We start from the raw sequence: 22,137 nt of genomic DNA, 5'->3' as shown, positions 1-22,137 counted from the left end.
ACTCTACTAGCTTTCAATTTTCTTAATAAACTCATCTTTATAATTCAATCCTATTGGTATCCATTTTTTATCAATAATAATTCGATTACGCTGTACCGAATGAATATATTTAAGTGAAATTATATACGATTTATGAACTCTAATAAAGTTTGATTTTCCTAATTTTTCTTCAAAACTTTTCAAACTACTTAGGGTTAAAATAGGTTTGTCTTTGTCTGTATAAATTTTGATGTAATCTTTTAATCCTTCAATATATTTTATGTCAGATAAATTTATTTTTAAGTTTTCATAATCAGATTTAACAAAAATAAACTGAGGAGTTACTCCTTCTTTAACAACAGGAAGTTGTTCTTCTTGTTTTAAGCTTAATAAATTTTGAGCTCTTGTTGTTGCTTTTAAAAACCGGTGAAAAGGTATAGGTTTTACTAAATAATCTATCGCATTTAAATTAAACCCTTCAACTGCATAATGAGAATAGGCCGTGGTAAAAATAAACATTGGCTTGTAATCTAAAGATTTTATAAAATCAATTCCAGAAAAGTCAGGCATTTCAATATCTGTAAATATTAAATCAATTTTGTGATTTTGAAGTACTGTTGTAGCATCAAATCCGCTAGAGCAAGAAGCTACTAAGTCTAAAAATGATATTTTAGATATAAAATCTTCTAATAACTCAATTGCTAGTGGCTCATCATCTATAATTATACACTTCATACATGGTCTTTTTTTAATTTTATAATTAAATTTACTTCATACGATTTTTTATCTCTCTGAATCTCTAATGTATGTGAGTCTGGATATAATAATTTCAATCTGTTTTTAATATTTTCTAAACCAATTCCTGAGTTTTCATCATCCTTCTTTTGGTAGGAAACAGTATTAAAAACATATAAATTTAATTTTTCGTTTTCAACAGTTATCTTAATTCTTATATTGGTTTTTCCTGTAAAATCAGTTCCGTATTTAAATGCATTTTCTATAAATGATATTAATAAAAGAGGTTCTATTTTATAATTTAAATCTCCATGAATGTTAACTCTTACTCCACTAGAGTCTTTTAACCTAAGTAGCTGTAGAGAAATATAGTTTTTAATATGTGTAATTTCTCTTTGCAATGAAACCGTATTTTTATTGGCCTCATATATCATATACCGCATTAATTCTGAAAGAGTAACAATTGCAACAGTAGTATCGTCTGATTTTTTATTTGCTAAGGAGTAGATACTATTTAATGAATTGAATAAAAAATGAGGATTAAGTTGCGCTTTTAAAAAAGACAATTCGGATGTGATTTTTTGTGACTCAACTAAAACTTTTTGTTTTTCCATTTTATACCACTCAGAGACTAATCGAATACTGGTGCTTAACGCAAAAAACAATAATAATAATGGAAATGCAGGAAAAAAAAGTTTAAAATCCATTCCTGGTTTTCTTTTTTTTAAATCTATATCTATTGTATTTGGTATTTTTCTGAAATCTGGTATTTTATGAAAAAAGGGAGATTCTTTGGGATGAGGAATTAATGGTTCAATAAAATAAATAAACACTAAAATAAAACCAATTGATAAAATAATGTATGATACAATCTTCTTATTAAGAAGTAATTTTGGCACAAAAAAAGAATAATTTATGTAAAAAATTCCTATATAAATAGAGGTTCTCATGTAAAAATCATTAGGTACGAAACCTAACCTAAAAAAAAAATGTGTGGCAGTAATTCCTGAAAAAACTACCCATATTAGTATATGAATAATTAAAGCAGGTGTATTTTTAAAAAAAGTAATCAATCTATTCATTATTTAAAGGCTAAATTACAAGAGAAGGTTCTTAAATGAACCTTAACAAAATGTTGTTTTTATCATAAAAAAACAAGGTTTAAATTCTTCAGGACACCTAAATAACTTAACCTTGTTTTTATATAAATAACAAATAATACTTAATATTTAAAAATTAATCATCTTCGTTTTCTAATTCATCTGGTCTAAATTCCCATACATCATCAAAATAATAACTACCACTTCTACCCATTAAAACGTATGCACTAGTAGCAAATGTGAATGCTGATGCATTTTGTCTTGCTGAGCCTTCAAAAGCTGGTAGTTCTTCCCATGTATCGGTTGATGGGGTATACTCCCAACTTTCTGTGGTTATCGAACCTGATACTCCTGTTGTTATATATCCTTTACCATTGATGGAAAACCCTACTCCACTGCTTAATAAAATTTCATAATCGTCATCATCATCATCGTCGTCGTCTAAGTCAGACAACCTTGTCCATATACTCCCATCAAAAGAATAAAAATCTTCCTCATAAGAACCGTTATGAATTCCTAAACCTATATAAGCTATATTATCTATAGTAAAAACAGAAGCGTCTTTACGTTTTTGACCGCCAAAACCAACAACTTGTTCCCAAGTATCTGTAGTCGTATTATATTTCCAGAAATCTTTTTGCTCGCTACCATCATAACCGGTACCAATATATCCATCATTATTTAACGAAAACCCTATTGCTCCATATCTTGCTGTTCCTCCAAAATCAGCTTTTTGTGTCCAGCTATCAGTATCAGGATTATACTCCCAAAAGTCATTTAACTCATCTTCACCATCATATCCAGTTCCTAAATAACCTTTTCCATCTATTGAAAACCCTACCGCTCCACTTCTTGCTATTCCTGGAAAATCGGCTTTTTTGGTCCAATAATCATCTTCTGAATTATACTCCCATGTATCTGACAAATAATCATCTCCATCATAACCTGTTACAAGATAACCATTGGTTCCTATGGTAAAACTTACGGCATTTGCCCTTGAATCACCATCAAAAATTGAACTTTCTACCCAATTTCCAAATTCATCATCATCATCATCACCATTACATGCTGTTATTGATATAAATAATATTATTATTATTAATTGAATACTGCTTTTTTTTATTAAATTCATTTTTCTATTTGTTTTATTTAATTACAACTAATTACATATGAAGCATTTAACCTCATAATTATTTTAAAGCTTGTCAAATATATTTTCACCCAAATAGAAAATAACTCAAAATAGACAAACTATCTATTTATATAGATTTACAAGTTAAAAATGTCGACAAATGCTTATTAAGCTTCTTTTATAGTATTTAACATTTTTTTTACAAGGTTATCTATAAAATAAGGTTGTTTATATATTTTACGATTGAAAGCAAGTGCTCTCTTAGATATTTTTGAAAAAAAATAAAATGAGATTACTATTTTTTGGCATTCTATGTGCCTTTTGTTGCATGTCCTGTTCTTCAGATGAAATTAAAAGTTATTCTGTTGGAAGTGATTTTATAGAGAATGATATTCAAGTAAGAGTAATTGATACATTTTCTATAAAAACAGGCACTTTTAAATTAGATTCTTTAGTAACATCTAGTACAAGCCGTATTTTATTAGGAAGTCTATCAGATGAAAATTTGGGGCATTTAACAGCTAAATCTTTTCTTCAATTAACAACCTCTACTTTTTCGATTGATTCTGATGCTGTTTATGATTCTATTGGAATGATTTTAAATTATGACACTTATTATTATGGTGATACTACAAAAATACAAACCTATAAATTACATCGAATTATAGAAACCGTAAAACCAGAAGAAGGTGATGATTTTTACAATACTTCTACCTTAGATTACGATTCAGCATCTTTAGGAGAACTTACTTTTACGCCAAGACCCAACAGAACCACAGATTCTTTATACATACCAATGAATAATGAATTAGGAGAAGATATTTTTAACAAAATTATGGATAATGATATTAATAATTCTGATGATTTTCTTCAATATTTTAAAGGTATAACTATCATACCAGATACCACATTAAACAGTCACATTTTAGGTTTTAATATTTCTTCAACAAAAGGTGCTGATAATAATTCTAGTATGAGATTGTATTATACGATACATGATGATGATGATGAAGATAATAGTTATTATGTGGATTTTGTTATTTCTAGTATCGCTAAACAATTTAACGCAATAGATACAGATTTATCAACTACAATAGTGGATGAGTTTGAAAATGGAGAAGAAATTAAATTGAGTGAAGATACTAACAATTTAATTTTTACTCAAGCAGGAATAGGAATTTCATCTAGGATAGAAATTCCTTCAATAAAAAAACTTTCAAATATTTCAGATACTGGTTCAGTTTTAAGTGCGGAATTAACGTTTACTCCTTTAAAAGGCAGCTACGATGAAAGCAAACCGCTAGAAGAATCATTATTAGTGTATATCGTAGATCATAAAAATAGAATTATAAAAGAACTTACAGATATAGATGGTAATGTTAGTTCAGCCATTTTAAACAAAAATAGTGATGAATTTGATGAAAATACCTATTACAGTATTGATTTAAGTGGATATGTAGAAGAAATTTTATACTCAGATTACGATTTAAACTATGCCCTTATGATTCAGTTTGGTGATTATAATAAGACAGTTAACGATTTGGTTATTGAGAATGATAAAAATGCAAATAACGAAGTGAAATTAACCGTAAAATATTTAAACTATTAATTAAAATGCTAAAACAAAAATTATTTTTACTATTAATTAGTACAGCAAATATTTTAGTTGCACAAAACAATACAAACACACCTTATTCTTTATTTGGTCTTGGTGTAGAAAATAAGACAGCTACAAGTGGTTTAACAGGTTTAGGAAACACAGGAATTGCTCAAAAAAATAAATTTGAAATAAATATTTTTAATCCTGCCAATTTAGGAAATATTGAACAAAAATCCTTTCTATATGAATTTGGATTAAACGGAACATATTCAACATTGAAAACCAATAATAATAGTGAAAATATCACTAATGGTAATTTTTCTCATATCGCTATTGCTTTTCCCATAAAAAAAGATTGGGGAGTAGGAATTGGTCTTTTACCTTATACAAAAACAGGATACACTATAGATATAGAAAATCCAATTGAAGGATCTACAGATACCTATATTACAAGAATAACCGGTACTGGCGGGTTGAGTAAATTTTATTTATCAACAGGAATTAAAGTTCTTGAAAACTTATCTCTTGGTGTAGATTTATCTTTTCTCTTTGGCTCAATAGATCAAGAAAGTAACTTATATACAAGCTCTTTTGTTTCTATTAGCGATCAAAATAATTATGGTGGCGTTAAGTTTAAAACAGGCTTTCAATACACACTTCCTACGATAAAAGGGTCTGAAACTACAATTGGAGGAACATTAGAATTACCCACATCGCTCAGCGGAACACAAACAAGAACTTCTTATAAAACTTCTTCGGGAGGTTCTTCAATAAGTATTGAAAATGAAGTTGAAAATGACCTAGATGATTTCGAGCTTCCTTTTTCTTACGGGTTAGGAATTACTTCTAAACTAAATAAAAACTTTACAACAAGTTTAGATTATAGAAAATTACTTTGGGATAAAACTAATCAACAACAAAACAATGAACGTTATGTAAATCAATCTATTTACGCTTTTGGTCTAGAATTTAAATCATCAAAAAAAAAATTAAGTTATTGGGAAAATGTAAAATATAGGGCCGGTTTTAATTATAATAGTGGATTTTTAAAAATCTCTAACCAACAAATAGATAGTTATTTTCTTTCATTAGGCTTAGGATTACCTTTAGCAAAAAATAATAAAACAACTTTAAACTTGTCTTATTCTTATGGAAAAGAAGGTACTATTGACAACCATCTTATTCAAGAGAATTTTCATAAAATTACATTAAACTTAAACTTTGTTGGTAACTGGTTTAATAAAAGAAAAATCGATTAGAATATCTAACTATTTCTTTATAGATAATTTTATATTTCATGTTACAAATTATATAAAATCTAAAAATTGCGTATATTTTTAATTAAAAAGAACCCATAAAATATATTTTATGGGTTCTTTTTTAGATTAAATTACGTTTTTGGTTCATCCACTTCAAGCAATTCAATGATGGTAAAAACTATTCCTTTTTCATCTTCAGAAGATGTATATCTCACAATAAATTTTTTACCTGCTAGTAAATCAGATCTTAAATCAAAGGCTTCTAAAATTGAAGAAGATGCCGATTGAAATACTATTTCATTACCTTCTTCCGAAATAAATTTATATCCTTCATTTTCCGTATAACCGTTATAAGTTGCAGTTATATCCTGTTGTTGATTAAAAATTGCATTATAATTTAAATTTTCATTTAAATCTTGCTCTAATGTTGTAGCAAAACTTCCTATGCTTAAAAGCATAAATAAGATAGCTAATTTTTTTACGTTGTTTTTCATTTTGATTACTTTTTAAAATTCTTTTCTAATAATTACATTTAAATACATTTCTTTTTTTATCAAGTAAGTTCCTATTGTAGTATATTCTAGAAATGAATTGCGCAATTTTTTCCTTTCTACAAAATTATAACGTCCTAATTATTTTTATGTTTTTAATTAACTGATTTTTAACATTTTGAAAACAAAAAAAGGTTCACTATTTAGTGAACCTTTTTTTATAATTGAAAATTTTATCTTATTAATTTTTTGTATTTAATACGTTTTGGTAATAAATCTCCACCAAGTCGTTTCTTTTTATTTTCTTCATATTCAGAGAAACTTCCTTCAAAGAAATACACCTCACTATTTCCTTCAAAAGCTAAAATGTGCGTACAAATTCTATCTAAAAACCATCTATCGTGAGAAATTACTACTGCACAACCTGCAAAGTTTTCTAAACCTTCTTCTAAGGCACGAAGTGTATTTACATCTAAATCGTTGGTAGGCTCATCCAATAATAAAACGTTTCCTTCTTCTTTTAATGTCATTGCCAAATGTAAACGGTTACGTTCACCACCAGACAACGTATTTACTTTCTTATTTTGCTCGCTACCAGAGAAATTAAAACGACTTAAATATGCACGAGAATTTACTTGCTTTCCGCCCATCATTACTAAATCTTGTCCGTCTGAAAAGTTTTCCCAAATAGATTTTTCAGGATCTATATTAGAATGACTTTGATCTACATAGGCAATTTTAGCAGTTTCCCCCACCTTAAATGTTCCACTGTCAGGTGTTTCTTCTCCCATAATCATTTTAAAAATTGTGGTTTTACCAGCACCATTTGGACCAATAATACCCACAATTCCCGCTTGCGGAAGATTAAACTCTAAATTTTCATATAATAATTTATCTCCAAAAGCTTTCGAAACACCTTTTGCTTCAATAACATTAGTTCCTAAACGAGGTCCGTTAGGAATATAGATTTCTAATTTTTCATCAACTTGCTTTTGGTCTTGACTCATTAATTTGTCATAGTTCTTCAAACGTGCTTTTTGCTTTGTTTGACGACCTTTCGCTCCTTGACGCACCCATTCTAACTCTCGTTCTAATGTCTTTTGACGTTTCGATGCTGTTTTGCTTTCTTGCGCCATTCTTTGAGATTTTTGGTCTAACCAAGAAGAATAGTTTCCTTTCCATGGAATTCCTTCACCTCTGTCTAACTCTAAAATCCAACCTGCAACATTGTCTAAGAAATATCTATCGTGTGTTACGGCAATTACAGTTCCTTTATATTGTGCTAAATGATGTTCTAACCAATGTACAGATTCAGCATCTAAATGGTTAGTAGGCTCATCTAATAATAAAATTTCTGGTTCTTGTAATAATAATCTACATAAAGCTACTCGACGACGCTCTCCTCCAGAAAGCACACCAATTTTTTTCTCAGAGTCTGGTGTACGCAAAGCATCCATGGCAATTTCTAACTTGGTGTCTAATTCCCATGCATTAGAAGCATCTATTTGGTCTTGTAATTCAGCTTGACGCGCCATTAACTTATCCATTTTATCTGCATCAGAATACACTTCTTCTAAACCAAACATATCGTTGATTTTGTTGTATTCATCTAAAATTGCAACTGTTTCTGCAGCTCCTTCTTTTACAACTTCTAAAACTGTTTTATTCTCATCTAATTGAGGTTCTTGTTCTAAATACCCAACTTTATATCCTGGAGAAAAAGTAACGTCTCCCTGAAAATTTTTATCAACACCTGCAATAATCTTTAATAGGGTAGACTTACCTGATCCGTTAAGACCTAAAATACCAATTTTTGCTCCGTAGAAAAAACTTAAATAAATATCTTTTAAAACCTGTTTCCCAGTACTTTGATAGGTTTTAGAAACCTTATTCATGGAAAAAATTACTTTCTTATCATCACTCATTTTAATCTATGTTTATTTAAAATTACACACGTCCTTTTAGCGCATTAAAAACCCAGGCGTTAGCAAAAAATCCTAATCCAACAGCTCCAAATCCATAGCCCGCAATTTCATCGTATTTAAATACTGCTAATGCTACAAGAAGCACTCCCATTATGATCATTACTAAAGTTGCATAACCTAAAACTGTATTTTTATTCATTGCCATATAATTATTGTTTTTGGGCGCACCCACTAAGGTGGTCAGTCTTTCGGCAATCGCACTCTAAGAGCTCCAAAAAATGCCTCAATACTTTGCGCAAATTGAACTGCAAATATCGATAATTATTTAGACTTATCAAGGTTAAGAATACCACATAAAAAAATCCTGTTAAAAACAGGATTTTTTATTTTCATTCTTTTGTTTAAGACTTTATAAAGTCGCCGCCAACCTACATCCTTGATCTATTGCTCTTTTAGCATCTAATTCTGCAGCAACATCTGCACCTCCAATTACATGAACATTTTGTCCTTTAGCTTGTAAAGGCTCAAACAATTCTTTAAAAGGCATTTGCCCTGCACATATTACAACATTATCAACAGGCAATACTTTTTGCTCTTCGTTTTGAGTATAATGTAACCCTTCATCATCTATCTTCGTATATTGAACTTCGTTGATAAACTGAACGTTTTTTTTCTTTAAAGTCGTTCTATGAATCCAGCCTGTAGTCTTTCCTAGGTTTCCACCAAACTTTCCTTTACTACGTTTAAACATAAAAATTTCTCTTGGTGATGGATGGATCTTCGATTTTATCCCTTCTATTCCACTTCTTGCTTCCATAGATTTATCAATTCCCCATTCCTGTAACCAAGCATCAATATTTTGAGAAGTACTTTCGCCTTCGTGTGCTAAATACTCAGAAACATCAAAACCAATTCCTCCAGCTCCTATGACCGCTACACGTTTTCCTACTGGTTTTTTTAATTTCAAAACATCAATATAACTTAATACTTTTTCATTCTCTATCCCTTCAATTCTAGGAGTTCTTGGGGTTATTCCTGTCGCTAAAATAATTTCATCAAAATTATCCATAGCCAACTCATCTGCAGAAACTATTGTATTTAATTTCACTTTTACATTATGAAGTTCTAATTGCTTCTTAAAGTATCTAATAGTTTCATAGAATTCTTCTTTCCCTGGAATTTGTTTCGCTATGTTAAACTGACCTCCTACTTCTTTATTTCCATCAAACAAAGTAACAATATGTCCTCTTTGTGCTGCTACTGTTGAAGCTGCTAATCCGGCTGGACCAGCTCCAACAACTGCAATTTTTTTCTTCTTTTCTGTTGGAAGGTAATTTAATTCTGTTTCATGACACGCTCTTGGGTTTACCAAACAGCTAGCTACTTTTTGTTCAAAAACATGGTCTAAACATGCCTGATTACAAGCAATACAAGTATTAATTTCATCATCTTTTTCGTCTTTTGCTTTGTTAACCCATTCTGGATCTGCTAAAAACGGACGCGCCATAGAAATCATATCTGCATGACCATCTGCCAACACTTTTTCCGCAGTTTCAGGCATATTAATTCTATTAGAAGTTACCAACGGAATTGATACTTCTTCTTTCATCTTTTGTGTTACCCAAGTAAACGCTGCTCTCGGTACTGAAGTTGCTATTGTCGGGATTCTAGCTTCATGCCAACCAATTCCTGTATTAATAATCGTTGCTCCTGCCTTTTCTATTTCCTTACCTAACTGAACTACTTCTTCCCATGAACTTCCATTTTCTACTAAATCTAACATTGATAAACGATAGATAATAATGAAATCCTTTCCAACAGCTTCTCTGGTTTGTTTCACCAATTCTATAGGCAAACGCATTCTGTTTTCATAACTTCCTCCCCAAGCATCATCACGATGATTGGTTCTCTTTGCTATAAATTGATTGATTAAATATCCTTCAGAACCCATAATTTCTACACCATCATACCCCGCTTCCTTTGAAAGTATAGCAGAATTCACAAAATCTTTTACAGTTCTTTTAATTCCTGATTCTTTTAATTTGAATGGCTTAAAAGGTGTTATTGGAGATTTTATTGCTGATGCTGAAACGTTTAACGGATGATACCCGTAACGCCCTGCATGTAAAATCTGCATACATATTTTACCCCCCTCTTTATGTACTGCATCTGTAATTACCTTATGATGCTGCGCATGCTTTTTAGTACTCATTCTTGCAGAGAAAGGGGCTGTCCAACCTTGCACATTAGGAGATATTCCTCCAGTAACAATTAAGCCCACACCACCGCGCGCTCGTTCTGCATAAAAAGCTGCAATTTTTTCGTATCCACCTTTCTCTTCTTCAAGGCCTGTATGCATAGACCCCATTAAAACTCTGTTTTTCAAAGTAGTAAAACCTAAATCTAAGGGTTCAAAAATATGTTTGTATTTACTCATCGTTTCTTAGTTTTTGTAGAATTATTATGCATGCATAATAATTTGCAAGATACAATATTTACTAAATAAAAACCTCGTAAAAATTACGAGGTTTCTTTCAATCTTACTGTCCTTTTAAAGGAACTTCAATCATTAACAGTTCTGAATACTCATTTGCTTTAATATTAAAGCTATTAGTTTCATAAATTGCAATGGCATCACGAGAATTTAAATTATCATTTTCAACAGAAATATTTCCTGCAATATTCATTAAATAAACTCCATGATGTTGGGATTTTAGATGATATACAAACTCTTTATCTTTGTCTACATCTATTCTTGATATTAATGCGTCTTGATGAATTTTTAATCCGCCGTTTTCATCATCAAAAGAACTAACTACTATTTGTTGTTTGTTTTTTCTTTCTTCCGAAGGAAAAAACTTTTGATCATATCTTGGTGTTACTCCATTTTTATTTGGCACAATCCATATTTGAAACAAGCTTAAATGTTCATTTGAAGATCCGTTTACTTCAGAATGAAAAACGCCAGTTCCTGCAGACATAACTTGCACTTCATTTGGCTTTACAAATAACCAATCATTCGCCATATTGTCTTTATGCTTTAATTCTCCTTTTAAAGGAATGGTTATAATTTCCATGTCTTTATGTGGATGTGTGCTAAAACCCATGCTTGGAGCAATTAAATCATCATTTAAAACACGTAATGCCCCGAATTGCATTCTACTCGGATTGTAATAATTGGCAAAACTAAAAGAATGTGTTGCTTGCAACCAACCATGATTTGCATACCCTCGTGAGGTTGCTGTGTGTTTCTCTAACTTCATTTTATCTAATTTTGTCTAATAAATCACTTAATTGTCGTGCTTCTTCTTCAGATAAATTATCTAATAAGTTTAAATTAAAAGCTTTATCAATTTCTGATAATAATAGTAATCCTTCTTCCGTAATATTTACAAAAACCACCCTTCTATCTTCCTCACAACGAATACGCTCTATTAGATTCTTATCTAGCAATTTATCCATTAAACGTGTTGCGTTAGGTGCACGCTCAATCATTCTGTCTTTAACGATTTGTACTTTAATTTTCTCACCAGCACCTCTTAAAATTCTAAGAATATTATATTGCTGTGGAGAAAGACCGTATTGCTTAAAAAAAACAATTTCTTTATTATTAATCCAATTAGCTGTAAACCTTATATTAATTATCGCTTTAACTTTTTGATTTGGAAATTTTGAATTAATGTCTTTAGCTATATCCCCCATGATATTGTAGTTTTATAAAGATTTCTCAAACTGTTTTACCGCTTCTTTTAATTGATTTAAAAAATCTTTATCCGTAATAACTTCCTTTTTAAAATTTTCATTAAAACTTGGTAATGAAAAAGTCGATTCTATTTTTGCTCCTAAAATTGGAAACGATAATTTAGCGAAATTTAGTACAGATGCTCCTCCTTTTGCTCCTGGTGACGTAGCCATTAATAAAACAGGCTTGTCTCTAAATACTTTTTTATTTTTTCTTGATGCCCAATCGAATAAATTTTTAAATGCAGCTGTATAGGTTCCATTATGTTCTGCCAACGAAACAATAAAACCATCGTAGATATCTAATTGTTCATTAAACTTTTTTGCACCAATAGGATATTCTTCTTCTTCCTCTAAATCTACACTAAAAACAGGAACTTCATAATTGTTTAAATCTAATACAATAAAAGCTGTGTCTTGCAATAAATTTCCGGCAAATGTGGCTAACTTTTTATTGATTGATGTTTTACTGGTACTCCCTCCAAAAACAGCTATTTTTTTCATTATATATCTTTTAAATTCCATACAAAGATATAAAAAATAATTTTATTTTCCATGGAAAATACATTCTAGGTAACATTTTTAATCTATTTAAATTTGTTTTAGTAATTTGTTGTTAGTAATTTTACATAAGCACTTATATAAATATTTATTTTAATTATGGATGCATTACAAGGATTTGGAGAGCTTGGTATGGGATCGCGACTAAAAAGGTTAAGTGAACATATGATGAGAGAAAGTCAATTAGTTTATGATGAGTTTAATATTGATTTTGACCCATACCTATTTCCAACATTTAAAATTATAAAAAACAAAAACGGAGTTACTAACACAGAAATAAACAACAGTTTAAAAACATCTCAACCAGCAACAACCCAGGTAATTAATAAATTATTAAAAAAAGAACTGATTATTTTAAAAGAAGATAAAACTGATAAAAGGAAGAAAATTGTTTACCTATCAAAAAAAGGAAAAGATCTTGTAAAAAATATTTCTCCCATTTGGAATAGTATAGAGCAGATAATAAAAGAATACACAACAATAACCTCAAATTCGTTAATAGAACATTTAAACATCTTAGAAGAAAAGTTTAATCAAAAAAGATTTAGTGACGCTATTATAGAACATATAAAAATGAATACAGAAAAAAACAACTTAGAAATTGTAACATATCAAGATTCTTATGCTAAGAATTTTTATGATTTAAACATAGAGTGGTTAAAAACCTATTTTTATGTAGAACCTTATGATGAAGAAGTTTTAAGTAACCCAGATAAATATATAATAAATAAAGATGGACATATCTTCTTTGCGAAGCTTAACAACGAAATTGTTGGAACCGTAGCATTAATGCCTATGGATAAAAACAATGAATTTGAATTAACTAAAATGGCTGTATCTCCAAAACATAGAGGTCATAAAATTGGTCAACAATTAATGCAAAACTGTATAGATTTTGCAAGAGAAAAAAACTATGATAAACTAATCCTATACTCTAACAAAATTTTAGAAAATGCCATTTATATATACAGAAAATATGGTTTTATTGAAATCCCTATGGAAAAAAATTCTCCTTACAAACGTGGCGATATTAAAATGAAACTGAAAATACAATAACAATTTTATTGATTTTTATGAGCTAGTTCATGTAAAAAACAAATAATTTTGTGTATATTTTTCATTTAATATGTAGATTGCGTAAAAATTTATTATGCTAAAAAAAGTACTCCTTATAATTCTTTTTATACTAAGTATAAAATCAATAAAAGCACAAGAAAGTTATAAAAAATATTCTGAACCAAATCATATAAAAAACATTCTTATTAATTACTCAAAACAGCTAGAATTAACAAAAAATCAGCATCAAAATTTTGAAAAAATTATTTTAGTGAGCAATAAAGAGCTTTCTATATTTGAGACGCCTTTAACAAAAGAGGGTGAATCTAAGTTTAATAAAATCGTAAAAGAGGAATTTATTAAAATTTATAATCTGTTAAATAAAGAGCAATTAAATAAATATAAAAGATTAAAGAAAGAAATAGAACCTTATAAAAATTATAAAATATGATTTTTAAAAATTTTATAAAGACCTTCTTTCTTGTATTATTTATTTATCATACAAATAGCTATTCACAAGGAACTTCATGTGACATTGCACAACCTTTCTGTTCAGATACAGGAATAAACTTTCAAAACACTACCGGAGTTGCATCATCAGAATTTGGTCCTGATTATGGCTGCCTTGATACACAGCCAAATCCAGCTTGGTATTATATTAAAATTGATCAATCTGGTAATTTGGATCTAAGGATTGAACAAAATTCTAGTGCAGATTTTACAGGAACAGGCTTAGATGTTGATTTTATATGTTATGGACCATTCACAGAAACCGAAATAAACACAGGTGTATGTGGAAATTTAACAGCTGTTAATACTATTGCCTGTAGTTATTCTACTGATTCTATTGAAAATTTTTCAATAAATGGCGCACAATCTGGAGAATACTATCTTTTATTGATTACAAATTATGCTAACTCAACAGGTTTTATAAAAATGGAAAACACTGATCCAAGCGGTCCATTTAGCGGTTCTACTGATTGTTCTATTGTTGCCGGAGAATTAGGATTAGACCAAGACGTTTGTAATGGTACTATTGTAACTTTAGATGCAACACCAACAACTGGAACAGCCATTTCTTTCGAATGGCAAATAGATACAGGTTCTGGCTTTAACACAATTATTGGTGAAACAAATGCAACTTTAGAAATTAATGATGATTTATCTGGTATATACAAAGTAATTATTACTGATGTAAATAACAATACTGGTAGCGACGAAGTCGTTATCACATATTTTCCAGTTCCTATAGCGAACACTGTTAATGATCTTTTATTTTGCGATGTTGATAACGACGGTTTCAACAGTTTCGATCTACAAGCCGATGTTACCCCACAAGTATTAGGAACTCAAGATCCTACTCAGTTTGAAGTGGTATATTTCTTAACGCAAGCGGATGCTGATAATAATACTACCGCAAACGCTTTATCAAATCCATATACCAATCCAACAGCCTTTAGTTCACAAGACATTTTTGTTCGTATTCATAATATTGATGCACCAAATGCTTGTTTCGACACTACTCAATTTAAACTTTCTATAACAGGGTTTCCTGAACCTTCTCAACCATTAGATTACCCTGAATGTGATGACACTGTTAGTGGAGGAGATACAGATGGTTTTTTTAATAACTTTATTTTATCAAGTAAAGACAATGAAATTTTAGGAAACTTATCGCCTACGCAATATTCCGTATCCTATCACACCACACTGGCTGGTGCACAAACAGATGCTCTTACCGATGTAATTGATAAAAACAACCCTTATCGTAACGCAATTGCAAATCAACAAACCATTTACATTCGTGTTGAAAATGTTGATAATGTTGATTGTAATGCTGTTTCTGAAAACGGAACCAATTTTGAACCCTTTAACCTAATTGTTAACCCACTACCTATTATCTCTAACAATCCTGCACAGTTAACACAATGTGATACCGATGCGGATCTTAACACAAATATTAACTTAACTCAAGCTGAAATCAATATCTCTGCAAATAATGCTAACGAAACATTTCAATACTACCCTACTCTAGCAGATGCTACTGCTGATACTAATGAAATTACCAATACCATTTCCCATCCTGCCGCTGATGGTGATTCTGTTTGGGTAAGAACCATTTCTTCTAAAGGATGCTACCGTATTTCTCAATTAGATATTATTATTTCCTTTGCAGGAGATGTTGCTTATGATCGATTGTTTGAAACCTGTGATGATTTCCTTGATGCTGATGGTAATGACACAGCTAATAATAACGATACCGACGGCATTGCTAATTTTGATGTTAGTGACGCTGAAGATGAAGTAAAAGCATTGTTTCCTATTGCGGTTCGCCCTAACTTAGATGTTTTATTCTTTGAAACATTGGCCGATAGAGATGCAGTAACCAATCAAATAACAGATTTAGTTAACTATAGAAATACGAACGTTCCTGCAACTACCCAACAACCTATTTACATTAAAATTATTAATACTATTAATAACGATTGTTCTGGTATCGGACAATTATATATTTTAACACAAACAGTACCCGAAGCCAATACGGTTACTGATATAACTTTATGTGATGATTTTGATAGTGGCAGTTTTACGGATGGAGAGAATCTAAATATCGATTTAACAACTCAAAATCCAACTATTTTGGGAACTCAAAATCCAGCAGACTATTCCGTTACTTTTTACACATCTGCTGCTGGTGCTAACGCAGGTACAAATCCAATTACCAACGACACTAATTTTAGAAACACTGCACAATCTGGTTTTACCACTGGAGATGTAAGTACACAAACCATTTATGTTCGCGTTGAAAATAACACAACTTCATGTTTTAATGATCATTTATCTTTCAATGTTGTCATAAATCCATTACCTATAATAAACAATACTATTGAGCCTTTAGAAGTTTGCGATACTGGTGCGGTAGATAATGATACTCGTAACGGACTCGAACAACAAATTGATTTAAGTGTGAAAGATGCCGAAATTTTAGACAGTAGAGATCCTGCTCAATTCGAAGTAAGCTATCATAGAACTCAACAAGACGCATTAGATGGTGTAAATGCTGTTAATAAAACTAGTTACGACAACAATCCTGCAACAACAACAATTATAAACAACCTAGGAGAAGAAACTTTATGGATTAGCCTGTTAAATACTACTACAGGATGTAGATACGGATTAAATAGCTTATTAATTAGAATTCACCCAGAACCTAATATCTTAGTTACTGATATCTCTAATTTATCTGCTTGTGATAATGATGATGATAGTGATGATACTAATGGAATCATCCAAACTATTGATCTTACCATTCAAGAACCTGATATTTTAACCAATTATCCCGCTGCTCAACATGATGATTTTACCATCACCTATCATACTACGCAAAACGGAGCTATCAATAATACTGATATTATTTCTGATACTGAAAAAATGGCTTATACAAACATCAATAACCCTCAACGAATTTTTGTTCGTGTAGAAAACAAGGATACAGGATGTATAAATGACGATACGTACTTTGATATCATCATTAACCCATTACCTGGTTTTCAAGTAACATCTCCTCAAATTCTATGTTTAAATTTAGACCCTATAACTCTCGAAGTTGAAAATCCAGATGGCGTATATACTTACCAATGGACAAAAGATACTAATCCTACAGTGGTAAGCAATACATCTGAATTAATTGTAAGTCAAGGAGGAAACTATCATGTTACCGCAACAAATACAACCACTTTGTGTACTCGTACAAGAACTATTATAGTAGAAGAATCTATTATCGCAACCATTATTGAAGAGGATATTAGCATAGTAGACGATTCTGAAAATAATACTATCACGATCAACAATCAAGACAATAATTTAGGCATTGGCAACTATGAATTTGCTTTATTAAATGAAGAAGGTTTTATTGTTAGAAATTACCAAGATGAACCAAATTTCGAAGGCTTAGAAGGTGGCGTTTATACAATTCTTGTCCGCGACAAAAACGACTGTGGGGTTGCTCAAATAGACATCTCTATTATTGAATTCCCTAAGTTCTTTACCCCCAACAACGACGGCTATAATGATACTTGGACAATTAAAGGTGCTAATTCAACATTTTACCCACAAAGTAAAATCCATATTTTTAACCGTTTTGGTAAAGTAGTTGCCGAAATACCTTTGGATGGGGAAGGATGGAACGGACTTTACAAAAGTAAAGCCCTACCTTCTAGCGATTATTGGTTTAACATCCAAATAACCGATAGAAATGGTATTACCAGAAATAGAAAAGGCCATTTCTCTTTACTCAGAAAATAGATTCATAAAATAAAAACGACACCCAATTGGGTGTCGTTTTTATTTAGGAGAATACATCCCAATTAATCTAATCCTTTGATTGAGTCTATTTGTTTTTGAAGTTTGTTAATTTTTTCAATATCTTTTTTTTGTTTAGTTAACAGCTGAATAGAATCTAATAGAACTTTATTTTTTTCTATAATTGAAAAATGATTCTTTTTAAAATAATCATTTGTTGTTTCACTTTCTTTCCAGGCTTCTCCCAATTGTTCGTATACAAAATCATTCCATCGACTTGGGTGTTTAGCATCTATCCAAACCACATCTCTATATTCACTATCTATTAAAGCTAAATCAGGTGTCGCTGCCCCGTCAAACTTGTCGGATCCTTCCCGAACTGCCGAAATAGTCCCTAAAAAGAACATACGCTTTCTACCAGCAATATTTTTAATATAGGGTCTAAACTCTACGGGCTTGTTAACACTCCAATCAAACTCTTTGCGAGATTCAATTATCTTTAAAGGCATAGCGGAAACACCTGCATAACCTTGCTTTTTTGATCCATGATCATAAAAGTACAGCCTATCAGTTCCATCAGCAGGAATGAACACACTATACGTTAAACTCGTTCTTTCATCGCCAACAGGTTCTAAACCAAACCAGTGATATAAACCACTATACGCATCTAAATTCGTATCAGTAAAATCAAAATCAGTAACAAATGGTTGCTGGTTTTGATCATCTGGTAAATTCGGAATTTTAACTGCTGTCTTCATATTCCATGGCAACGGATCACTAAACCCTCCGATAAATTTCAATGATTCTGCTTGCAAACGAGATACTTTTTCAGACAATGTATTTTGCTTAGTTAAATATGGATGATTTTTCATTTCTTCAGGAGAAATATAGGTTCCTTTCCCTATTAATATACGTTCTACATAATCATTAAAATCATGCTCTCCATTTTCAACAACCATCACTCCTCCAAAAGTTGGATATGGAAATAAAAAACCTTTCCATTTTATTAAACTCACCACTTCCACCCAAGCTCCTTTATCATTTTTCATATAAAATGTATCACTCGGCTCCAAAGTGAATAATTGAAAAATATTAAAACGTTGTACAACTGCATTATAAGTATTACGACTAAATTTTAAAGACTCTCCGATAGAAAATGTTACAGGGATTCTATTTTCACTAGAAAATCTTGGGAAGGGAGTGGTACTAGAAACTGCAAAAATTTCTTCTATATTGTCGTTAATTCCTTGCCAAACATATTTTTCTGTAGGTTGAATGGCCATCGTCCATTTATTTACAGAATCTACTCTCACTAAATGTGGTAAGGAAACATCTTTGGTTTCTCCTACAGACTCATTTGCCATAGAAAAAATATTACGCATCGGTTGAATCCTTTCGTTTTGCGTTAAAGGTAATTCACTAATTTCAATGCGATTTAGATTATTATAAACATTAAATGTTTTCATATAATCGTACATCTTATAATGCCAACCAACAACATATAAAAGACCAAAGAAAACTATTAGTGACACAAAAATTCCTATCCTTTTTCCTGCACTTGCTGTTTTTCTAAAATTTCTTATTGCAAGAAACAATACTAAAAAACTTAACAAGATTATAAAAATATACTTCCTAATAAATAATAACCCTGGTTGATAATCATCTCTTAGAACAAGTAATGTAACCAGTAGAGCAATGGCAATAATAATTACTCTGATTTTTTGCTTCGCTCCTTTTTGCCAATATCTTTTAATCATATTTTATATTTCTGATTTCCTTAAAATAGTTGTATTAAAATTCTGAATCAAGTGTAATTTGATGTTATAAAAGTCCCTTATCTTTTAATCTTTCTCTTGCACTTTTTTCTTGTTCTTTTGGGGCTTCTTCTACCTTTTTACTATTTTCTCTAACCTCAACATCATTTGTTTTTAAATCTTCAATGAAATCTTTTCCTTTTTCTATAGTATCTTGAACAATGTTTTCTAAAGAATCGGCTTGTTCATCTATGAGTTTACTAGATTTAAAAATTAAGCCAGCTATATAGGTTCCAATTAATGTTCCAGCAATCATAGAAGCAAAAAGAGAAATGGTTCCTATCTCTATTGGAATTAAAAATTGGAAAATTACCATTCCAACTAAAAATAGTATTGAAATAAACACCAAACGTAATAAGAATGACTGCTGATAAACAAATCCTTTTTTATCAGTCGCTTTCATCTGTAATTCTTTAGAATTTAATAATTTATTAAAAAATCGATAAGAAACATTTCCGGTCGATTCTCTCCAATACAGTAAAATTCCAAATAGTATAGCTGCAATAAACAGCATAAGTTCTAGTGTCATAGTTTAAATATTTTTATTAATCGTTTCAATAACCCAATCTTTCATGGAGTCATTCCAGGTTTTGTATTGTTTGTAAAACTCTTCTTTATCGTACCAATACAAAAACAACACATCTTGCGGAGCTACATTTACCAATAACTTCCAAATTAAATCCTGATGATTTGCTCTTAATGATGAATGCGGATTGTGTAAAGAGAAATACACTTCATTATCTACAATATCTTTAATTTTAGTTTGACTATCAATTTTCGATTTTTCTAAATAACGATCAACACTCATTACTTGTTTACGAGCATTAATATCGATCTTATTTAAATAACTCTTAAACAACATCTTGTCTTCTAAAATATCTTTTATTGAATGATTTACCTCTTTTAAATATTTAGAAAATACATATTTTTTGATACGCTCGTAACGTTTTAAAGTTATTTCATCTTTTAAATTACATTCAACAATTAAGTGGTCTTTTAATTTAGCCATTAATTCTGGATGTGACACCTGATACATTAAAACATCATGAATTGTATCCTCTATAGCATCTTTATAGGTGTTTTCATCTTCAAAAACCAAGATGGGTGTTAGAAAGTTACGCAATAAATAAATACCTCCAAATGCTTTTGTATAAAAAGAATCTGTAGTGAAAATTATTGGTTTTAAATCTAAATCTCTATCTCTTAAATCTCCATACTTTTTAGCAGAAGCTAACAATTGCTGATGAATCTTTTCATCTATGAAATTATTCTCTTTATTAAAAATTTCAATTAGCTTTAATTGTTCCTCTTTTGCCTTGTCTAAATCATCAATTAAACGAAAACTAACCTCAACATCTGTGTATTTTAAAACATCTAAAGGATCGTAAAAAACATCTATATTTTGATCAAAATCAATACAAATTGCTGAATCTCGTGTAATATCTTGAATTTTGTCTTCATACGTCTTAAACACCAATTTCATCAATTCTCTATCATAAGAATGAAACGGATTGTACACTGGTAAACCTTTTTGAAGCGGAGTTATAATAATACAATGTGGATTGGCTTCACCATTGTTTAAATAGTGAGGATCGTTTTTTTCTTCAGATATTTCTGGGCTCCAACCAATTCCATCAATAGAAAATGATTGTAGTTTTGTTTCCGTAAAGCCCAATTTTACCAAGCATTTATTGTAACGTTCTACAAGTTTTCCACTAATTGGAATTAAGTCACTTCTATATAAATTGGCTTGCTGTAGTTTTTGCATTTAGACACTAATTTCTCTAATTATCACTAATTTTTTAACCTTGAAATTTGATTGTAATGTTTTACACTTTCTTCTATTGATAAATTCCAATCTTCTACTTTTATTGGAGAAATATTATTTTGTTTTAAAATACCAATAGCATCTTCAATTATATCTTTTAGACTTGTATACTTTGGCATTTTAAAGCCATAAACTTTTTCGATAATTAAACTATTTGAGTTCCAAGAATAATTTCTCTTACCTTCTTTATATAGTTTGTTAAAAACATATCTTGGAATAAACTGATTTTCTAGTTTAGGATTAAACAAAATTATAATTTTTATCCATTTTCTCGGTTGATAATCTTGTTCTGCTGAAATAGTTATTGAATAATCATCAATATAACCAAAAACTGAAACTCCATTATCTTCAAACCCATTATAAATAAATTGTTTAAACAACTCTTTCTTTAAAGCACTCTTTTGTGCTTTTATTTTAAATTTATCTCCAAACTTATAATTTAATGTCCCTACAAATAGAGTTATAAGAGTTAATAGTATAGATAAACCAATAATCATATCTAAAAGGTCTTCAGACTTATAATTTAAGATTGCAATTGGAGCAATCATTGTTAAAGCTAACCCAAAAACAGGAAAATAATATTTAAGTAGAACCTCTTTCATTTTTAATTTAAA

19 protein-coding genes are annotated in these 22,137 nt (G+C 30.2%); 5 read left to right on the top strand and 14 right to left on the bottom strand.

Translation table 11 applies throughout. From position 1 onward, the window contains the following. Positions 1-6: 6 nt before the first annotated feature. The 3 genes from C7447_RS10515 to C7447_RS10505 form a co-directional block, all read right to left on the bottom strand. Complete coding sequence (locus C7447_RS10515; protein ID WP_148870471.1) at positions 7-714, bottom strand: LytR/AlgR family response regulator transcription factor; 708 nt, start codon at positions 712-714, stop codon at positions 7-9. Then, positions 711-1,796, bottom strand: coding sequence for a sensor histidine kinase (locus C7447_RS10510; protein ID WP_148870470.1), 1,086 nt, complete (start codon positions 1,794-1,796; stop codon positions 711-713). The genes C7447_RS10515 and C7447_RS10510 overlap by 4 nt, the downstream gene beginning before the upstream one ends. 154 nt (positions 1,797-1,950) lie before the next feature. Next, the gene (locus C7447_RS10505; RefSeq protein WP_148870469.1) at positions 1,951-2,946 is read right to left on the bottom strand and encodes a Kelch repeat-containing protein; all 996 of its coding nucleotides are present in this window, start codon (positions 2,944-2,946) and stop codon (positions 1,951-1,953) included. Between the two features lie 286 nt (positions 2,947-3,232). Here C7447_RS10505 and C7447_RS10500 point away from each other — a divergent pair, with 286 nt between their 5' ends. Next, positions 3,233-4,555, top strand: coding sequence for a DUF4270 family protein (locus tag C7447_RS10500; RefSeq protein WP_148870468.1), 1,323 nt, complete (start codon positions 3,233-3,235; stop codon positions 4,553-4,555). Between the two features lie 5 nt (positions 4,556-4,560). Then, positions 4,561-5,805, top strand: coding sequence for an OmpP1/FadL family transporter (locus tag C7447_RS10495; protein WP_148870467.1), 1,245 nt, complete (start codon positions 4,561-4,563; stop codon positions 5,803-5,805). A 131-nt stretch (positions 5,806-5,936) separates the two neighbouring features. Here the strand turns inward: C7447_RS10495 and C7447_RS10490 are convergent, their stop codons facing one another. The 7 genes from C7447_RS10490 to C7447_RS10465 form a co-directional block, all read right to left on the bottom strand. Continuing rightward, positions 5,937-6,299: a hypothetical protein gene (locus C7447_RS10490; protein WP_148870466.1), complete on the bottom strand. Its 363-nt coding sequence runs from the start codon at positions 6,297-6,299 to the stop codon at positions 5,937-5,939. Positions 6,300-6,529: 230 nt separating this feature from the next. Continuing rightward, positions 6,530-8,221: an energy-dependent translational throttle protein EttA gene (ettA, locus tag C7447_RS10485; RefSeq protein WP_148870465.1), complete on the bottom strand. Its 1,692-nt coding sequence runs from the start codon at positions 8,219-8,221 to the stop codon at positions 6,530-6,532. A 22-nt stretch (positions 8,222-8,243) separates the two neighbouring features. Next, a complete protein-coding gene (locus C7447_RS14805; protein WP_170245985.1) occupies positions 8,244-8,420 on the bottom strand; it encodes a CAL67264 family membrane protein in 177 nt (58 codons plus the stop codon). Positions 8,421-8,630: 210 nt separating this feature from the next. Beyond that, positions 8,631-10,658 carry an NADPH-dependent 2,4-dienoyl-CoA reductase gene (locus C7447_RS10480; RefSeq protein WP_148870464.1) on the bottom strand — a complete coding sequence of 676 codons (2,028 nt, stop codon included), beginning with the start codon at positions 10,656-10,658 and terminating at the stop codon, positions 8,631-8,633. Positions 10,659-10,761: 103 nt separating this feature from the next. Continuing rightward, complete coding sequence (locus C7447_RS10475) at positions 10,762-11,484, bottom strand: pirin family protein (protein WP_148870463.1); 723 nt, start codon at positions 11,482-11,484, stop codon at positions 10,762-10,764. 1 nt (position 11,485) lies between these two features. Continuing rightward, entirely contained in the window at positions 11,486-11,923 is a 438-nt protein-coding gene (locus C7447_RS10470) for a MarR family winged helix-turn-helix transcriptional regulator (RefSeq protein ID WP_148870462.1), read from the bottom strand. Positions 11,924-11,935: 12 nt separating this feature from the next. After that, on the bottom strand, positions 11,936-12,466 hold the full coding sequence (locus C7447_RS10465; protein ID WP_148870461.1) for an NADPH-dependent FMN reductase: 531 nt from the start codon (positions 12,464-12,466) through the stop codon (positions 11,936-11,938). Between the two features lie 156 nt (positions 12,467-12,622). Here C7447_RS10465 and C7447_RS15050 point away from each other — a divergent pair, with 156 nt between their 5' ends. The 3 genes from C7447_RS15050 (at position 12,623) to C7447_RS10450 (ending at position 17,884) form a co-directional block, all read left to right on the top strand. Next, complete coding sequence (locus C7447_RS15050; protein WP_148870460.1) at positions 12,623-13,579, top strand: bifunctional helix-turn-helix transcriptional regulator/GNAT family N-acetyltransferase; 957 nt, start codon at positions 12,623-12,625, stop codon at positions 13,577-13,579. Positions 13,580-13,673: 94 nt separating this feature from the next. Then, entirely contained in the window at positions 13,674-14,030 is a 357-nt protein-coding gene (locus tag C7447_RS10455; protein ID WP_148870459.1) for a hypothetical protein, read from the top strand. Next, positions 14,027-17,884 carry a T9SS type B sorting domain-containing protein gene (locus tag C7447_RS10450; protein WP_148870458.1) on the top strand — a complete coding sequence of 1,286 codons (3,858 nt, stop codon included), beginning with the start codon at positions 14,027-14,029 and terminating at the stop codon, positions 17,882-17,884. The genes C7447_RS10455 and C7447_RS10450 overlap by 4 nt, the downstream gene beginning before the upstream one ends. A gap of 62 nt (positions 17,885-17,946) precedes the next feature. On the opposite strand, the gene C7447_RS10445 is transcribed toward C7447_RS10450, so the two are convergent. The 4 genes from C7447_RS10445 to C7447_RS10430 form a co-directional block, all read right to left on the bottom strand. Next, positions 17,947-19,638 (bottom strand): DUF4199 domain-containing protein, encoded by a 1,692-nt coding sequence (locus tag C7447_RS10445; RefSeq protein WP_148870457.1) that lies wholly within the window; start codon positions 19,636-19,638, stop codon positions 17,947-17,949. 64 nt (positions 19,639-19,702) lie between these two features. After that, positions 19,703-20,224 (bottom strand): hypothetical protein, encoded by a 522-nt coding sequence (locus C7447_RS10440; RefSeq protein WP_148870456.1) that lies wholly within the window; start codon positions 20,222-20,224, stop codon positions 19,703-19,705. A gap of 3 nt (positions 20,225-20,227) precedes the next feature. After that, positions 20,228-21,463, bottom strand: a complete 1,236-nt coding sequence (locus C7447_RS10435) for a DUF6638 family protein (RefSeq protein WP_148870455.1) — start codon at positions 21,461-21,463, stop codon at positions 20,228-20,230. A gap of 26 nt (positions 21,464-21,489) precedes the next feature. Next, the gene (locus C7447_RS10430) at positions 21,490-22,125 is read right to left on the bottom strand and encodes a hypothetical protein (RefSeq protein WP_148870454.1); all 636 of its coding nucleotides are present in this window, start codon (positions 22,123-22,125) and stop codon (positions 21,490-21,492) included. Positions 22,126-22,137: the final 12 nt, after the last annotated feature.

Source organism: Tenacibaculum adriaticum (assembly GCF_008124875.1).
GTDB lineage: Bacteria > Bacteroidota > Bacteroidia > Flavobacteriales > Flavobacteriaceae > Polaribacter > Polaribacter adriaticus.
Note: the sequence above shows the minus strand (reverse complement) of the source record. Positions and strands in the feature narration are given on the sequence as shown.

Excerpts from the sequence above, each read along its gene's own strand:
- C7447_RS10515 (WP_148870471.1), bottom strand. The coding sequence starts at position 714 with ATGAAGTGTATAATTATAGATGATGAGCCACTAGCAATTGAGTTATTA.
- C7447_RS10510 (WP_148870470.1), bottom strand. The coding sequence starts at position 1,796 with ATGAATAGATTGATTACTTTTTTTAAAAATACACCTGCTTTAATTATT.
- C7447_RS10505 (WP_148870469.1), bottom strand. The coding sequence starts at position 2,946 with ATGAATTTAATAAAAAAAAGCAGTATTCAATTAATAATAATAATATTA.
- C7447_RS10500 (WP_148870468.1), top strand. The coding sequence starts at position 3,233 with ATGAGATTACTATTTTTTGGCATTCTATGTGCCTTTTGTTGCATGTCC.
- C7447_RS10495 (WP_148870467.1), top strand. The coding sequence starts at position 4,561 with ATGCTAAAACAAAAATTATTTTTACTATTAATTAGTACAGCAAATATT.
- C7447_RS10490 (WP_148870466.1), bottom strand. The coding sequence starts at position 6,299 with ATGAAAAACAACGTAAAAAAATTAGCTATCTTATTTATGCTTTTAAGC.
- ettA (WP_148870465.1), bottom strand. The coding sequence starts at position 8,221 with ATGAGTGATGATAAGAAAGTAATTTTTTCCATGAATAAGGTTTCTAAA.
- C7447_RS14805 (WP_170245985.1), bottom strand. The coding sequence starts at position 8,420 with ATGAATAAAAATACAGTTTTAGGTTATGCAACTTTAGTAATGATCATA.
- C7447_RS10480 (WP_148870464.1), bottom strand. The coding sequence starts at position 10,658 with ATGAGTAAATACAAACATATTTTTGAACCCTTAGATTTAGGTTTTACT.
- C7447_RS10475 (WP_148870463.1), bottom strand. The coding sequence starts at position 11,484 with ATGAAGTTAGAGAAACACACAGCAACCTCACGAGGGTATGCAAATCAT.
- C7447_RS10470 (WP_148870462.1), bottom strand. The coding sequence starts at position 11,923 with ATGGGGGATATAGCTAAAGACATTAATTCAAAATTTCCAAATCAAAAA.
- C7447_RS10465 (WP_148870461.1), bottom strand. The coding sequence starts at position 12,466 with ATGAAAAAAATAGCTGTTTTTGGAGGGAGTACCAGTAAAACATCAATC.
- C7447_RS15050 (WP_148870460.1), top strand. The coding sequence starts at position 12,623 with ATGGATGCATTACAAGGATTTGGAGAGCTTGGTATGGGATCGCGACTA.
- C7447_RS10455 (WP_148870459.1), top strand. The coding sequence starts at position 13,674 with ATGCTAAAAAAAGTACTCCTTATAATTCTTTTTATACTAAGTATAAAA.
- C7447_RS10450 (WP_148870458.1), top strand. The coding sequence starts at position 14,027 with ATGATTTTTAAAAATTTTATAAAGACCTTCTTTCTTGTATTATTTATT.
- C7447_RS10445 (WP_148870457.1), bottom strand. The coding sequence starts at position 19,638 with ATGATTAAAAGATATTGGCAAAAAGGAGCGAAGCAAAAAATCAGAGTA.
- C7447_RS10440 (WP_148870456.1), bottom strand. The coding sequence starts at position 20,224 with ATGACACTAGAACTTATGCTGTTTATTGCAGCTATACTATTTGGAATT.
- C7447_RS10435 (WP_148870455.1), bottom strand. The coding sequence starts at position 21,463 with ATGCAAAAACTACAGCAAGCCAATTTATATAGAAGTGACTTAATTCCA.
- C7447_RS10430 (WP_148870454.1), bottom strand. The coding sequence starts at position 22,125 with ATGAAAGAGGTTCTACTTAAATATTATTTTCCTGTTTTTGGGTTAGCT.